Below are 15,501 nucleotides of genomic sequence, written 5' to 3'. Positions count from 1 at the left end.
GGAAGCCACCCCCGCAGCCGCAGGTCGACTTCTCGTCGCCGTCCGGCTGCCCAAGGGGCACAGGGTCAACGTCTTGTGGGCCAGATGATCGTCGTGGTCGAAAGCGTTCCCCATCGGCCGTCACCCGCCGTAACCCTGACCCAAGCCGCACGACGGGACATCGAAATCACAAATAGCAGACACGGCTTCGATTCCCATTCCCTGATTCACAGCCTTTAGCCAGAGCCGCATCGCTGCACCGGGAAACGGGCTTTCCCTCGGCCGCCTCCGGTTCGCCAACCCGACCCAGCGCACGGTCAACCGCGCCCTGGCCCAGGCCGTGGCACACGTAGAACGAGGCATGGCACGGCTGAAGTCCTGGCACATCTTCCGCAGGTCACGCAGCAGCCCAAACCGAATGACGCCAATCGCCGCAGCCATCTCCACTTTGGAGCGGCAACGCTGAAAAGGTTCACTGACTCGAAATGTCTGCCGTTGTCAGCAGCAGGCGCGCGCTCACAGAGCTCGTCGCCGTCATACCTCGGTGGCATCCGCAATTGAACCCGGCGCAGGAGGCTGCCGCGCACCCTCGGCCATGCAAAGCCGACCAACGTCGCGTTCCTTCGTCGCTTGACGCGGGCAGGTGCAGTGGGTTGCATACGTTCTGTGATCGTGCACCGGGCTCCCCTTGCTATCTTTCGTTCCGTCAGCAAGCCAGAAGGAGTCACGCCGTGGACCCGGTGATCATCGTCGGCGCCGGGCCCGTCGGGCTCGCGCTCGCGCTGGCCTTGGCGCAGCAAGGCGTGCCCTCCGTCGTACTCGACGAAGGCGCCGGCAAGGACGAGCCTCGCCCCGCTCGCACCGTCGTACTGCGCTCCGACATGGCGGCCATGGTGGAACGGCTCGGCTGCGCCACTGTCCGTGACGAGGGGGCCCGTTGGGCCGGCTGGCGCTCGATGCGCCGACGGCAGGATGTACGGCAGCTCCCCCTCGGCGACGAGACCGCCCCCGCGCCGCTGCACATCCCCCAGCACGCCCTCGCGCGCGGCCTGCGGGACGCCGTCGCCGGACAGAGGCTGATCCAGCTTGTCCCGGAGAGTCGCGTCGACTCCCTGGAGCAGGACGCGAGCGGCATCAGCGTGCACACCCGCGGGCCCGCGGCCACATGGTGGCGCGGAAGCCACTTGGTCGGGTGCGACGGCGCGAGGTCGACGATCCGCAAGCTCCTCGGCATCCGTTTCCCGGGGCGTACGGCGGTGGAACGGCATGCGGTCGCCGCCCTGCGCGCTGAACTCCCCTGGCCCGACGAGGCGTTGTTGCACCGTCAGCCGCCCTGGCGCACCGGTGGCGACGAGGTCACCGCCCGGCCGCTGCCGGACGGCGTATGGCGGCTGGACTGGCTGCTGCCGCCCCGAGGTGAACTGGTCACCCCCGACTCCCTGGTCGCGCGTCTGCGGGACACCCTGGCCGGCTGGTGCGGCCAGACACCTCCGTACGAACTCCTCGACACCGGCGTCTACACCTTGCACCACCGGCTCGCCCGGCGCTGGCGCGTCGACCGGGCCTTCCTCGCGGGCGACGCGGCGCATCTACTGGGGGCGCTCGGCACCCAGGGGCTCGACGAAGGGCTTCGGGACGCGGACAACCTGGCGTGGAAGCTGGCGCACAGCTGGCACCACGGCCCGTGCGAGCCGCTGCTCGACAGCTATCAGGCGGAGCGGCGGGCGGCCGTCGCCTCGCGGCTGCGCGCCGCCGACCAGTCGCTGCCGATACTGCGGGGTGGCAGCGCACTTCGTACGTACCTTCCTGGTACCGCGCGAGGGCACGACATCCTTCTGACGGACGGCCATCTGGGGTACGGCCCGCTGGGCGCGCCCCCCGTATACACGCACTCCCCCCTGGCACCCGAATACGCCCCTTCGCAGACCCTCGTCGGTACGGAGGCGGGCGCGCCCGTCGCGGATGTGCGGGTGACCGCGCCGGACGGGACGAGCGCACGTCTGAGAGACCGGCTGGGGCAGGGGCAGCTGCTCGTGATCCTCGTCGCACCGGGCACGGGGGTGTGGGACCGGCGGCACTGGGTGAGCGCGGGCGTGATGCCGCGGCTGGCGGCGGCGGTCACCGCACTGCCGGTGCGGGCGGAACTGCTCGTCACGGAGGGCTACCCAGGGGCTTCGGCGCACACAGTGCTGCTGGTGCGCCCCGACGGACACCTTGTCGCGTCGTTCGCGGGGGTGCGGCCGGCTGAGCTGTACTCGGCGGCGGACTCGGCGCGCGGCGGCGCTCCGTCAACGGTGCACAGTGACCGTACTGCGGACATCAATTGACCCCCGCAGGCGCACATGGTGTACTCCGGAGCGTGACTGACACCGATGTGCGCCTGTGGCGGAGGGTCCATATGGACCTCGTCCGCTACGCAGGCTGCGTGTGTCGTCCGTCCTGCTGAATTCGCCCTCCCCGCGCGCTGTGGCCTGCTCAGGCGGCGCGCTTCCCCGCGAACTTCCAGGACGGTTTCCGTGTCCCAGCCTGTCGCCGCGCAGTCTGACTCCACATCTGTCGCCACCCGTGACTCGAGCGCGCCGACAGCCGCCGAGCTGCTCGACTTCGTACGGCGCTCCGCCGCCGACAAGGAACTCATCGCCTCGCTCCCGCTCGATCCCGAGGGCCGTACCTGGGTACGGCTCGAAGGCCCCGGCGGCAGTGAGGCCTGGCTGATCGGCTGGCCCCCGGGCACGGGCACCGGCTGGCACGACCACGCCGAGTCGCACGGCGCGTTCGCCACGGGCGTCGGCGAGCTGAAGGAGAACTCCCTCGCCGTGCGCCTGCCCGCGAGCGGCTGGAAGACCCTGGAGCTGAACGAAGGGGTGGACCGCGAACGGCAGTTGGGGCCGGGCAACGGCCGGGCCTTCGGGAAGCACCATGTGCACGAGGTGCTGAACGAGTCCGCCGAGCACGTCGTCTCGGTGCATGCGTACTATCCGCCGCTGCCGCTGATCCGCCGCTTCAGCCGGTCCGGCGCGGTACTCCGTCTTGAGCAGGTCGAGCGTCCGGGGGACTGGCAGTGAGCGAGCAGGTGGGGATCGACGAACTTCTGGAACGGGTCCGCGAGGACCTCGACCGCGTCGAGCCGAAGGAGGCCTTCGACGCCGCCGCGGACGGCGCGCTCCTGGTCGACATCCGGTACGCGGCACTGCGCGAGCGGGACGGCCTGATCCCGGGTGCGCTGGTCGTGGAACGCAACGAACTGGAGTGGCGCCTGGACCCCCAGGGCAGCCACCGCGCACCGGAGGCGGTGAGCCACGATCTGCGGGTCGTGGTGATCTGCAACGAGGGCTACGCCTCGTCGCTGGCGGCGGTGTCGCTGCGCCAACTGGGCCTGCACCGCGCGACGGACCTGATCGGCGGCTTCCAGGCATGGAAGTCTGCGGGCCTGCCGGTGGAGGGGTGACGCGTCCGGCTTGACGCAGGCATGCGTCACGGCGCCGGGGGCAGTCACTGTCCGGCCCTGGGTGGGCGCGGCCATGACGACGAGCACACGACGCCCATCGCAGCTGCGCGGCCGGGGCTGGCCGGGGTACGCCGACGGCGGTTCGCAGACGTGTCGCGAGCGCCCGGAAGTGCATCGCGGCAGGGTGCCCGAGCAAGGCCGAGGCCGTGGTACGGCGTTGCCCCGGCCAGGGCCCGCCTGCCCGGCGGCGGCTGCCGTGCCGCACCGTCCGGAACGTCAGCGGGCCGCCGCCGCCAATCCGGGCCCCGATACCGCCTGCCTCGGCAGGGCACGCATGCGCGTCGCAGCTGCCGTGCCGCCACCGGCCGGGACGGCAGCGGGCCGCATGCCCCCGGCCGCACGCCCCCGGTCGCGTGCCGCAGCTCGGCGCAGGCCCCCTACCGCGCCCCCGGCGACGCTAGACCCCGTCCTCCTCCGGCAAGTCCCCCACGTCCTCGCCCTCTTCCTCCAGGGCGCGCTTGACCACCCTGAGGGCCATGCCCTCCGGGTAGCCCTTGCGGGCCAGCATGCCCGCCAGGCGGCGCAGGCGGCGGTCGCGGTCCAGGCCCTGCGTCGAGCGGAGTTTGCGGGCGACCAGTTCGCGCGCCGTCTCCTCCTCCTGGTCGGAGTCGAGCTGCCCGACCGCCTCATCGATCAGGGCGGGGTCCACTCCCTTGGTGCGCAGCTCCCGCGCAAGCGCCCGCCGGGCCAGGCCCCGGCCGTGGTGCCGGGACTCCACCCACGCGTCCGCGAAGGCCGCGTCGTTGATCAGTCCCACGTCCTCGAAGCGGGAGAGGATCTCCTCGGCCACCTCCGGGGGGATCTCACGCTTGTGCAGCGCGTCCGCGAGTTGCTTACGGGTACGCGGAGTCCCGGTGAGCAGGCGCAGGCAGATCGCCCGCGCCCGCTCCGCCGGATCCTGGGGCGACAGCTCCTTCTCGGCCCTCGACGAGGAGGCGCTGTCGCCCGGCCATTCGGTTCGCCCGGCCATGGCTAGCCCTTGGCCGCCGCCGTCTTGGCCGACTTGGCCTTGGAGGCGGGCGCGGGCACCGACTTCGCCGCGTCCTCGGCCGGAGCTGCCGCACCGGCGGCATCCGCGCCCGGCTCGGCCGCCAGGGCCTCCGGCCTCACGCCGACGCCCAGCTTCTCAAGGATCTTCTTCTCGATCTCATTGGCGAGATCGGGGTTGTCCTTCAGGAAGTTGCGGGCGTTCTCCTTGCCCTGGCCGAGCTGGTCGCCCTCGTACGTGTACCAGGCGCCCGCCTTGCGGACGAAGCCGTGCTCCACGCCCATGTCGATCAGACCGCCCTCGCGGCTGATGCCATGGCCGTAGAGGATGTCGAACTCGGCCTGCTTGAAGGGCGGCGCGACCTTGTTCTTCACGACCTTGACGCGGGTGCGGTTGCCGACCGCGTCGGTGCCGTCCTTCAGAGTCTCGATACGGCGGATGTCGAGCCGCACCGAGGCGTAGAACTTCAGCGCGCGGCCACCGGTCGTGGTCTCCGGCGAGCCGAACATCACGCCGATCTTCTCGCGGAGCTGATTGATGAAGATCGCGGTGGTCTTCGACTGGTTCAGCGCGCTGGTGATCTTCCGGAGCGCCTGGCTCATCAGTCGCGCCTGCAGACCCACGTGCGAGTCGCCCATCTCGCCCTCGATCTCCGCGCGCGGCACCAGGGCCGCCACGGAGTCGATGACGATCAGGTCGAGGGCGCCGGAGCGGACGAGCATGTCGACGATCTCGAGCGCCTGCTCGCCGTTGTCCGGCTGGGACAGGATGAGGTTGTCGATGTCGACGCCGAGCTTCTTCGCGTACTCGGGGTCGAGGGCGTGCTCGGCGTCGATGAAGGCCACCGAGCCGCCGGCCTTCTGGGCATTGGCCACGGCGTGCAGCGTGAGGGTCGTCTTACCGGAGGCCTCCGGGCCGTACACCTCCACCACACGGCCGCGCGGCAGGCCGCCGACGCCGAGCGCGACGTCGAGCGCGGTCGACCCGGTGGGGATGACCTCGATGGGCTCGTTCGGCCGCTCGCCGAGGCGCATCACCGCGCCCTTGCCGAATTGCCGTTCAATCTGTGCGAGCGCGGCGTCGAGCGCCTTCTCGCGGTCGGTTCCTGCCATGGGTTCCACCCGATTTGCTTGAGTCGATCGCTTCACGTCAAAGACGCTAACCCCTGCCACTGACAATGGGCCCCGGCGTCCGTCCAGCCTGTGGATAACTCTGGCAAACCGCTGGGAAACCTGGGGCCGGAATCCCATAAGAATGGATGTTCGATTTTGGTGTCAAGCACACCACGCGAGGCGCCCGCGCGTGCGCCTCAGGACCGGTCGCCGGTCCCGGAGGTCGCGGCAGTCCCGGCAGTCCGGGAGGCCCCGGAGGTCTCTGCGGCCCCGGACACGGCGTCCTGTCCGCCCTCGCCCCTCCCGCGCCCGCTCCTGTCGCGCAGTACGCCGCGCAGCCGGACGAGCGCCTGGCCCCCGTCACGCCGCCGGTGGCCGTGGACGCGCGGGTCGTCGGTCACCGCGTACCGCTTCACATAGGCGCCCAGGAAGGCCTGGAGTGTGGCGACTGCCGGAATCGCGATCAGCGCGCCGACCGCCCCCAGCAGCGCCGTGCCCGCGACGACCGAGCCGAAGGCCACCGCGGGATGGATGTCGACCGTCTTGGCGGTGAGCTTGGGCTGGAGCACATAGTTCTCGAACTGCTGGTAGATCACGACGAATCCGAGCACCCACACCGCGTACCAGGGGTTGATCGTGAACGCGATCAGCATGGGCAGCGCGCCCGCCAGATACGTACCGATGGTCGGGATGAACTGCGAGACCAGCCCGACCCAGACGGCGAGCGCCGGGGCGTACGGCACGCCCAGGATCTCCAGCAGGATGTAGTGCGCGATACCGGAGATCAGGGCCATCAGACCGCGCGAGTAGAGATATCCGCCCGTCTTGTCGACGGCGATCTCCCAGGCGCGCAGCACCTCGGTCTGCTTGGCCGGCGGCAGTACGGAGCAGAGCGCGCGGCGGAGCCGTGGCCCGTCGGCCGCGAAGTAGAACGAGAACAGGAAGATCGTCAGCAGTTTGAAGAGCCCGCCGAGCACGGTGGCGGAGATGTCCAGGACACCGCTCGCGCTGTTCTGGACGTACTTCCGCAGCCAGTCCGAGCGCAGCAGGCTGTCCTGTATCTCCACGCGCGAGAGCTCGGTGTGGAAGGTGTCGTTGATCCAGCGGATCACGGAGTCGAGGTACTTGGGGAAGCCCTCGACCATGTCGACGATCTGTCCGGCCAGCATCGAGCCGAGCAGGACGATGAAGCCGGCGGTCGCGATGAACACCGCGAAGAAGACCAGGAAGGTGGCGAGGCCGCGGCGCATGCCGCGCGCCGACATCCTGCCTACCGCCGGTTCGATCGCCAGAGCCAGGAAGAAGGCGATCAGGATGTTGATCAGCAGCCCGATGAGCTGGTGGAACGCCCAACTGCCCAGCTGGAAGCAGGCGTAGAGCGCCAGTCCGAGCACCATGGCGCGCGGCAGCCAGCGGGGCATACGTACCGGGCCGAAGGATCCGGCCCCGGGTGCGGGGGGCGGTGTGTTCGGCGGGGGCGCGTCGTGAGCAGTCGTGTCTCGAGCGCCGGCGTCCGGAGTGCTCGCGTCCCGAGTGCTCGCATCCGAAGCGCGCGCCCCCTGAGTGCTCGCGTCTGAGCGGGCGTCCTGAGTGCTCGCGTACGGAGCGGTCGCGTTCTGCGCAGCAGCGTCCTGAGCGGTGGTGTCCTCGGCGGTCACATCCGGCTCGGCCATGTCCTGCTCGGTCTTGTCGGTCTGGGCCACCCGGCCAGTGTCGCCTACAGGTGCCATTACCGGTCCCCCGGCCCCGGGCCTCATGGCCCGTCCCGCCCTCAGGCCGCTGCCGGTGTCACCGCTTCTCGGCCGGGACGCCTACCGCCGCGCAGACCCCGCGCCACACGTCCTTCGTCTCCCAGCCGTCGGCCAGGGCCTGATGCACCGTACGGCCCCCGAGCTCGGCCATCACATGGTCGCGCGCAAAGGAGTCCGCGTAGGCCTGACCGAAGTGATCCGCCATCCGCTCCCAGAAAATCGTCAACCGCATGACGTCAGTATCCCGCCCCTGGGGTGCAGCCTTGTCCGTCCCGCTTGCCGAAAGCCCTTTCCGCCCTACGGTCAGAACATGGCTGGAACCGGAGCAACCCCCGCGCCCTCGCTCGCGTCTCCACTCGCCCGTGCTGAGCACTTCATCTGGCTGACCGCCCGCGTGCTGGAGCAGCGGAGGTTCGCTTACCACTTCCTGGGCGGCGGCTCGGACACCGTGGAGACCGCCCTGGCCGCGTACCTCAACGAGGACGGCGGTTACGGCCACGCCCTCGAACCCGATCTGCGCGGCCCGGTCAGCCAGCCGCTGCACACCGCGCACGCCCTGCGCATCCTCGACTCCATCGGCCGCTGCAGCGGACTACGTGTGGAGCGGATGTGCCGCTACCTGACCGACGTGTCGACGCACGACGGTGCGCTGCCCGCCATCCACCCCTCCCAGCGCGGCTATCCGGCCGCCCCCTTCATCCCGATCGTCGACGACCCACCGAGCGAGCTGCTCGCGACGGGCCCGGTGGTCGGGCTGCTGCACCGCAATCAGGTGTGGCACGCATGGCTGTTCCGGGCCACGGACTTCTGCTGGGCCGCCGTCGAGGGTCTTGAGAAGTCGCATCCGTACGAGATCGAGGCCGCGGTGGCCTTCCTGGACGGGGTGCCGGACCGCTCGCGAGCCGAGACCGCGGCGGACCGGCTGGGACGGCTGGTGCGCGAACAGCACCTGGCGGTCCTAGACCCGGGACGGCTCGAGGACTACCCGGTCGCGCCCGGCTATGCGGCGGGCGAGCACCATTTCCCGTACAACTACGCCCGTACCCCGCAGTCGCTCGCCCGCCGCTGGTTCACGGACGAGGAGATGGCGCTCTCGCTGGAGCATCTGGCGAGCGAGCAACGCGAGGACGGCGGCTGGCCGCTCAACTGGCGTCAATGGGCCCCGGGCACGGCTCTGGAGGCCCGGCCGATCGTGACGATCGAGGCGCTGCGGACGCTAAGGGCGCACGGTCACGCGACCGACTGACGGGTTGACCGATATCCCGGCTGACGCGTCGACCCACGTATCAGTCCAGCCACAACTCGTACACGTAGATTCCCCCCACCGAGTCATCGTCCAGAGGGCCGATCTTCTTCGCCCGGAATTGGAATCCCTGCTCTTTCAGAATCTGCTCGTACAGACAACGTGACAGCTTGAAGTCACCCTGCTTGGCGAGGCCGGATTCAAGTGCGGCGGACTCCAGCTTGATCAGTTCCAGGTGCGCACGAGCCTCCTCGCTTTCTCCACGGCTCTCGTGCTCGGCAGCGCGAGCGGCAGCGAATTCGATGATGTGCCCGTGGTAACCGCGCAGGGCCGCCTGCCAGGCTTCGACGTCGTCCGGATCGTATTCCGGAAGGAACTCGTCGCCGACGATGATCCGTCCGCCGGGCGCCAGATTGTTCTTGATGTTCTCGAAGTAGCGACTCTTGTCTTCCAGCTTGATGTGGTGATCGGCGAAGGAGGAGAAGATGAACTGGAAACGCCCGCCCTCACTGCCCTCCCGGTAGGTGCGACTGTCTGCATTCACCGCGACCGCGTTCGGCTGGGCGCGCAGATTGCGCTCCAGTTTGTTGCTGCACGCAAAGTCGATCTCGACCGCGACGCATTCGACGTCGGGTTCATTCGCGAGACGGCGGGTGAAGATCCCTGTCCCGGCACCGAGTTCCAGCGCCTGGCACCGTTCATGGTCCCGTGAATACCTGCCGCCGCGCCGAGAGCGGAAGACGGCGAGCATCTCGGCCATCATCTCGACATAGTAGGCATGCCGCTCTTCGAACTCGTCATAGTCGTCGATCGCGATGTACAGCGACATCTCTGCCGTTTTGAGCATGAGCGGTGAAAGCTTCCAGTCTTCGAAAATCTGCTTACTCGCAGCCACAACTTTCCCTCGATCATCCGGGACGATCTGGCGCGCCACGGAAACAATCCTATCCAATGCGCGTTCATGATCGATGACTTCGTCGACATCGGCAGAAAAGCGTATTACCTTCTCTCCCACGGGACCGGCATAGCTGCCGAGAACTCGGTCACCATCCGCCTCGATGATCGAAAAATCCTTGCCGAAGGCGCTGAATTTCGCCACCAAGTGCTCATAGCTGATGGCATACACTCGGTAAATGGCGGCATAGTACGTCAACGTCTCGAACATTCGATGAAAATCGCCGGGCGACGTGAACGCGAATACCCGAACGCTCTCCGGTTGAGCGCTTTCGTTGATGACCCTCCCGACCCCCTGCTGCCAGAATAATTCCTCTTGATCCACCAGGGCCAGCGCCTTGACACGCGCACGCAGGACATTCTGGGCAGAAATCAGATAGAACGGGTACTGGGTGGCCGGCACCATGTACTGCGAGCCGCCCCCGATCGACTGGAGCTGACTTCCCATTTCGCGTAACGACTGACTGACGATGTGCTGAAAACACCTGTTGCTCTGGAAGTCGAGATTTGCGCGAATCTGCTGAGCCGTACTCTGCACCTCCTCCAACCCTTCGGTGAACTCCTGAGGGGCGGGCGGCAGAAAGTGCAGTGTCTTGATCAAATCACCCCAGGGCGCCGAGTGCCGACGGAAATCAAATCCGTGCAACTGGTCGAGCCGCGACGGGCGAGAGGTCACTTCAAAACGAAGCGGGAACACCGGAACGCCGACCCCCAGGGCATAGGCCCATTCCGACGCCACTTCTTCGGAAGTGCGCGCAGCCTCGGTGAGAATCACGAGGATTGCCTGCGAAGACCTGATCAGCCGGAACAGTTCGGTGCGCCATTCCTGGCCGGCCTGCAGGGCGTCCTGGTCCACAACTACGTCGAAGCGAGCCGACCTGAGCTGCCGAATGACTCGCTCCGCATACAATTTATCGACGTGACTGTACGAGATGAAGACCCGACCCATCGCCCCTCCAAGCCTACAAGCCCAGCACGATAACTTTAGCAAGATCCAATATTCTTCTGGAAGCATCCAGAATTAAACCGGCCCGGCCGCGAAAATTGCCGGACGGGCTCCACCGGTCCGACCGTTGCATTCCGTGCCATAAGGGATAGATGGGCGGGTGCTGTCACCGCGACTGTGCCTGCTTCCACCGCGCCGGGGCCGCGGAGCCCGCGTTGTCAGTGGTGCGGTGCACGATGGGGTGCATGACGGCTTCAGCGCTCGACTCCTTCTCTCCCGCGACCCGGAGATGGTTCACGGGAGCCTTCAGCGCGCCCACCGCCGCGCAGGAGGGGGCCTGGCAGGCCATCGGGGAGGGCTCGGACGTGCTGGTCGTGGCCCCGACGGGCTCCGGCAAAACCCTGGCCGCGTTCCTCGCCGCCCTGGACCGGCTGGCGTCCGCGCCCCATCCCGCGGACCCGAAGATGCGCTGCCGCGTTCTGTACGTGTCTCCGCTCAAGGCTCTCGCCGTCGACGTCGAGCGCAATCTCCGCAGTCCGCTGACCGGTATCCGCCACGAGTCCGTGCGATTGGGGCTGCCGGAGCCGGATGTGCGCGTCGGCATCCGATCAGGAGACACCCCGGCCGCCGAGCGGCGGTCGCTGGCCACCAAGCCGCCGGACATCCTGATCACGACTCCCGAGTCGCTGTTCCTGATGCTCACCTCCTCGGCGCGGGACGCACTGTCGGGCATCGAGACGGTAATCCTTGACGAGGTTCACGCCGTCGCGGGGACCAAGCGGGGGGCGCATCTCGCCGTATCCCTGGAGCGGCTCGACGAGCTGCTGCCGCACCCGGCCCGGCGGATCGGCCTGTCGGCGACCGTGCGGCCGGTGGACGAAGTGGCGCGCTATCTGTCACCGCAGCGCCGGGTGGAGATCGTCCAGCCGCCCTCGGGCAAGGAGTTCGACCTCTCGGTGGTCGTGCCGGTCGAGGATCTGGGTGAGTTGGGCGGCTCGCCCGCATCCGAGTCGGACAACGGTGAGAAGCCCTCGATCTGGCCGCATGTCGAGGAGAAGATCGCCGACCTCGTCCAGGCGCACCGCTCCACGATCGTCTTCGCCAACTCCCGCCGCCTGGCGGAGCGATTGTGCAATCGCCTCAACGAGATCGCGTACGAACGGGCCACCGGAGCGCCGATGCCCGATGGTCCGCCACCGGCCGAGGTCATGGGGCAGTCCGGAGCCGCGCAAGGAGCACCGCCGCTCCTCGCCCGCGCCCACCACGGCTCGGTCTCCAAGGAGCAGCGCGCCCTGGTCGAGGAAGATCTGAAGGCGGGCCGGCTGCCCGCCGTCGTCGCCACCTCCAGCCTGGAGCTGGGCATCGACATGGGCTCGGTGGATCTGGTGGTGCAGGTCGAGTCGCCCCCGTCCGTCGCATCCGGGCTGCAGCGGGTCGGCCGGGCGGGACACCAGGTGGGCGCGGTCTCCACGGGCGTCGTCTTCCCCAAGTACCGCGGCGATCTGGTGCAGTCGGCCGTCGTGACCGAGCGGATGCGCAGCGGCTCCATCGAGGCGCTGCGCATCCCGTCCAACCCGCTGGATGTGCTGGCCCAGCAGCTGGTCGCGATGGTCGCCCTGGACACCTGGCAGGTCGACGATCTGCTGGCGCTGGCGCGCAGGGCGGCACCCTTCGCCTCGCTGCCCGAGTCGGCCTTCACCGCCGTCCTCGACATGCTCGCCGGGCGCTATCCCTCCGACGCCTTCGCCGAGCTGCGCCCGCGCGTGGTGTGGGACCGCGTCGCGGGTACGGTCACGGGCCGGCCGGGGGCGCAGCGGCTCGCGGTCACCTCCGGCGGCACGATTCCGGACCGCGGCCTGTTCGGCGTCTTCCTCGCCGGCGCGGACCCGAAGAAGGGCGGCGGCCGGGTCGGCGAGCTCGACGAGGAGATGGTGTACGAGTCCCGGGTGGGTGATGTCTTCACGCTCGGCACCACCTCCTGGCGGATCGAGGACATCACCCGCGACCGGGTGCTCGTCTCCCCCGCCCCCGGGGTGCCCGGCCGCCTCCCGTTCTGGAAGGGCGACCAACTGGGCCGCCCGCTGGAGCTGGGCCGAGCGGTGGGTGCGTTCCTGCGCGAGGTCGGCGGGCTCACTCCCGAGGACGCCCGCCTCCGTCTGCTGGCAGCCGGCCTCGACGCCTGGGCCGCCGACAACGTCCTCGCCTATCTCGACGAGCAGCGCCGCGCCTGCGGCCACGTCCCCGACGACCGCACGATCCTGGTCGAGCGTTTCCGCGACGAGCTGGGCGACTGGCGGGTCGTCATCCACTCCCCCTTCGGCGCCCAGGTGCACGCTCCTTGGGCGTTGGCGCTCGGCGCCCGCCTGGCCGAGCGGTACGGAATGGACGCACAGGTCATGCACGCCGACGACGGCATCGTGCTGCGGCTGCCCGACGCCGATCTGATGGGCCTGGATCTGCTGGACCAGGACCCGGTCCATCTCGACACCACGTACGACAGCGAGCAGGCCCCGGTCGGCGCGGCCGACGCCGTCTTCGACAAGGGCGAGATCAATCAGATCGTCACCGACCAGGTGGGCGGCTCCGCGCTCTTCGCCTCCCGCTTCCGCGAGTGCGCCGCGCGTGCGCTGCTGCTGCCCCGGCGCAATCCGGGCAAGCGCACCCCGCTGTGGCAGCAGCGCCAGCGCGCTGCCCAACTACTCCAGGTTGCGAGCGAGTTCGGCTCCTTCCCCATCGTCCTCGAAGCGGTCCGCGAGTGCCTCCAGGACGTCTTCGACGTACCGGGGCTCACGGACCTGATGGGCGACATCGAGTCCCGCCGCGTCCGCCTCGTCGAGGTCACCACACCCGAGCCGTCCCCCTTCGCCCGTTCGCTGCTGTTCGGTTACGTCGCGCAGTTCCTCTACGAGGGTGACTCACCGCTCGCCGAACGGCGGGCCGCGGCCCTCTCCCTGGACTCGCGGCTGCTCGCCGAACTCCTCGGCCAGGCCGAGCTGCGCGAGCTGCTCGACCCGGAGGTGCTGGCCGAGCTGGAGCGTGAGTTGCAGTGGCTCACCGAGGACCGCCGGATCAAGGACGCCGAGGGCGTGGCCGACCTGCTGCGGATGCTCGGCCCGCTGACCGACGCCGAGTTGGCGGAGCGCGGCGGCGAGGAGAAGTGGCCCCAGGATCTGGCCGCGTCGCGCCGGGCCATCCGGGTCCGGATTGCGGGCGCTGACCATTGGGCGGCGATCGAGGACGCGGGCCGGCTGCGGGACGCGCTCGGCACAGCGCTCCCGGTCGGCGTTCCGGAGGCCTTCACCGAGCCGGTCAAGGACCCGCTCGGCGACCTGCTGGCCCGGTACGCGCGAACCCACGGTCCCTTCACCTCGACCCAGGCAGCGGCCCGCTTCGGCCTCGGCGCCGCGGTCACCGACGGCGCCCTGCAGCGGCTCGCCGCGAACGGACGGGTTGTTCAGGGCGAGTTCCACCCCTCCGGCATCGGCCAGGAGTGGTGCGACGCGACGGTGCTGCGCAGACTGCGGCGCCGTTCGCTGGCCGCGCTGCGCCAGGAGCTGGAGCCGGTCCCGCCCGCCGCCCTCGCCACCTTCCTCCCGCAATGGCAGCACCTGGGCAGCAACAGCCTGCGCGGCATCGACGGACTGGCCCGCGCGATCGAGCAGCTCCAGGGGGCCGCGGTCCCCGCATCCGCCCTGGAGAAACTGATCCTCCCGTCCCGAGTCTCCGGTTACGCGCCCGCCCTCCTGGACGAACTGACCACGACGGGCGAGGTCATCTGGGCGGGCGCGGGCTCGCTCCCGGGCAAGGACGGCTGGATCTCCCTCTATCTCGCCGACGCCGCCCCGCTCCTCCTTCCCCAGCCCCATCCCCTGGAGCTCAGCGCGCTCCACGAGTCGGTCCTCAGCGCCCTCTCCCCCGGGTACGGACTGTTCTTCCGCCAGATCGCCGACCAGGTCCGGGCCACCACCCACCCCGACGCCACCGACCCCGAACTGGCCGACACCGTCTGGGACCTGGCCTGGTCGGGCCGGCTCACCAACGACAGCCTGGCGCCACTGCGTTCGCTGCTCGGCTCGGGCCGCACCGCCGGGTCCACGGCCCATCGGGCCAGACGGACCGTGCCACGCGGGCGGTACGGCAGCCTTACGGCGGCGGCCCGCCCCGCGTCCCGTACCGGCCCGCCGACGGTCAGCGGCCGCTGGTCGCTGCTCCCCAGCACCGAGCCCGACCCGACCCACCGCGCGCACGCCATCGCCCGCACGCTGCTCGACCGCCATGGTGTGGTGACCCGGGGCGCGGTGGCGGCCGAGGGTGTGGAGGGCGGGTTCTCGGCGACGTACCGCATCCTCTCCGCCTTCGAGGACAGCGGTCAGGCGCGCCGCGGCTATGTCGTGGAGGGGCTGGGCGCGGCCCAGTTCGCGATGGACGGCGCGGTCGACCGGCTGCGGGCGGCGGCCGCGGCCCGGGACCGGGCCGATACGCAGACGGCACCGCAGGCCGTGGTGCTGGCCGCCGCCGATCCGGCCAACGCGTACGGCGCGGCGCTGCCCTGGCCGGAGCCGCCGACCGGCGCCGGCCACAAGCCCGGCCGGAAGGCGGGCTCGCTGGTCGTCCTGGTCGACGGCGAGCTGACCCTGTACATGGAGCGCGGCGGCAAGACCCTGCTGGCCTGGGCGACGGACCCGGACTCGCCTGCGCTGCACGCGGCGGCGGGGGCGCTGGCGAACGCGGCTCGGGCGGGGGCGCTGGGGACGGTCACCGTGGAGCGGACCAACGGCATAGCGGCGCTGACGTCGCCACTGGGCCGCGCGCTTGAGGTGGCGGGGTTCCATGCCACGCCGAGGGGACTGCGGCTGCGGCCCTGACGCGTGGCGGGGTGGGGGTGCGGTGCGGGTGGGGTGCGCCTGCGGCGGGCCTTGCCCCCACCCCACCCCGCCCCTTCCCGTAACCGAGGGCGCTGCCCCCCGACCCCCGCGCCTCAAGCGCCGGCGGGGCTGAAATGTGCGGCTCGGCCGCACAT

At 69.9% G+C, this 15,501-nt stretch carries 10 protein-coding genes and 2 pseudogenes; 7 read left to right on the top strand and 5 right to left on the bottom strand.

The features are described 5' to 3' along the window. Positions 1-283: 283 nt before the first annotated feature. The 5 genes and pseudogenes from ABZS64_RS06880 to ABZS64_RS06860 all read left to right on the top strand — a co-directional run. Positions 284-445 (top strand): annotated as a pseudogene (locus ABZS64_RS06880) (transposase family protein); the annotation flags it as partial. A 265-nt stretch (positions 446-710) separates the two neighbouring features. Further along, the gene (locus ABZS64_RS06875; protein ID WP_355824165.1) at positions 711-2,306 is read left to right on the top strand and encodes an FAD-dependent monooxygenase; all 1,596 of its coding nucleotides are present in this window, start codon (positions 711-713) and stop codon (positions 2,304-2,306) included. Positions 2,307-2,338: 32 nt separating this feature from the next. Beyond that, complete coding sequence (locus ABZS64_RS06870; protein WP_311605579.1) at positions 2,339-2,425, top strand: putative leader peptide; 87 nt, start codon at positions 2,339-2,341, stop codon at positions 2,423-2,425. Positions 2,426-2,495: 70 nt separating this feature from the next. Further along, entirely contained in the window at positions 2,496-3,044 is a 549-nt protein-coding gene (locus ABZS64_RS06865) for a cysteine dioxygenase (protein ID WP_355824162.1), read from the top strand. Next, on the top strand, positions 3,041-3,427 hold the full coding sequence (locus ABZS64_RS06860) for a rhodanese-like domain-containing protein (RefSeq protein WP_355824160.1): 387 nt from the start codon (positions 3,041-3,043) through the stop codon (positions 3,425-3,427). The genes ABZS64_RS06865 and ABZS64_RS06860 overlap by 4 nt, the downstream gene beginning before the upstream one ends. A gap of 457 nt (positions 3,428-3,884) precedes the next feature. Here the strand turns inward: ABZS64_RS06860 and recX are convergent. From recX to ABZS64_RS06840, 4 genes and pseudogenes are all read right to left on the bottom strand, one after another. Then, positions 3,885-4,520: pseudogene (gene recX, locus ABZS64_RS06855) on the bottom strand (recombination regulator RecX); the annotation flags it as partial. Next, positions 4,460-5,587 (bottom strand): recombinase RecA, encoded by a 1,128-nt coding sequence (gene recA / locus ABZS64_RS06850; protein ID WP_355824157.1) that lies wholly within the window; start codon positions 5,585-5,587, stop codon positions 4,460-4,462. The pseudogene recX and the gene recA, both read right to left, overlap by 61 nt. 197 nt (positions 5,588-5,784) lie before the next feature. Continuing rightward, positions 5,785-7,008, bottom strand: a complete 1,224-nt coding sequence (locus ABZS64_RS06845) for an AI-2E family transporter (RefSeq protein WP_355824708.1) — start codon at positions 7,006-7,008, stop codon at positions 5,785-5,787. 367 nt (positions 7,009-7,375) lie between these two features. Then, a complete protein-coding gene (locus tag ABZS64_RS06840) occupies positions 7,376-7,570 on the bottom strand; it encodes a DUF3046 domain-containing protein (RefSeq protein WP_355824153.1) in 195 nt (64 codons plus the stop codon). A 78-nt stretch (positions 7,571-7,648) separates the two neighbouring features. Between ABZS64_RS06840 and ABZS64_RS06835 the strand changes: the two genes are divergently transcribed. Next, entirely contained in the window at positions 7,649-8,584 is a 936-nt protein-coding gene (locus ABZS64_RS06835; RefSeq protein ID WP_355824150.1) for a hypothetical protein, read from the top strand. A 40-nt stretch (positions 8,585-8,624) separates the two neighbouring features. Here the strand turns inward: ABZS64_RS06835 and ABZS64_RS06830 are convergent, their stop codons facing one another. Next, positions 8,625-10,484, bottom strand: a complete 1,860-nt coding sequence (locus ABZS64_RS06830; RefSeq protein WP_355824148.1) for a TIR domain-containing protein — start codon at positions 10,482-10,484, stop codon at positions 8,625-8,627. 242 nt (positions 10,485-10,726) lie between these two features. Here ABZS64_RS06830 and ABZS64_RS06825 point away from each other — a divergent pair, with 242 nt between their 5' ends. Beyond that, positions 10,727-15,346: an ATP-dependent helicase gene (locus ABZS64_RS06825; protein WP_355824145.1), complete on the top strand. Its 4,620-nt coding sequence runs from the start codon at positions 10,727-10,729 to the stop codon at positions 15,344-15,346. The last annotated feature ends 155 nt before the right edge of the window (positions 15,347-15,501 follow it).

Origin of the sequence: Streptomyces sp. NPDC005408 (genome assembly GCF_040606445.1) — a bacterium.
Classification (GTDB): Bacteria; Actinomycetota; Actinomycetes; order Streptomycetales; family Streptomycetaceae; genus Streptomyces.
This window is presented reverse-complemented; position numbering and strand designations above follow the sequence as displayed.

Excerpts from the sequence above, each read along its gene's own strand:
- recA (WP_355824157.1), bottom strand. The coding sequence starts at position 5,587 with ATGGCAGGAACCGACCGCGAGAAGGCGCTCGACGCCGCGCTCGCACAG.
- ABZS64_RS06835 (WP_355824150.1), top strand. The coding sequence starts at position 7,649 with ATGGCTGGAACCGGAGCAACCCCCGCGCCCTCGCTCGCGTCTCCACTC.
- ABZS64_RS06845 (WP_355824708.1), bottom strand. The coding sequence starts at position 7,008 with ATGCCCCGCTGGCTGCCGCGCGCCATGGTGCTCGGACTGGCGCTCTAC.
- ABZS64_RS06825 (WP_355824145.1), top strand. The coding sequence starts at position 10,727 with ATGACGGCTTCAGCGCTCGACTCCTTCTCTCCCGCGACCCGGAGATGG.
- ABZS64_RS06840 (WP_355824153.1), bottom strand. The coding sequence starts at position 7,570 with ATGCGGTTGACGATTTTCTGGGAGCGGATGGCGGATCACTTCGGTCAG.
- ABZS64_RS06830 (WP_355824148.1), bottom strand. The coding sequence starts at position 10,484 with ATGGGTCGGGTCTTCATCTCGTACAGTCACGTCGATAAATTGTATGCG.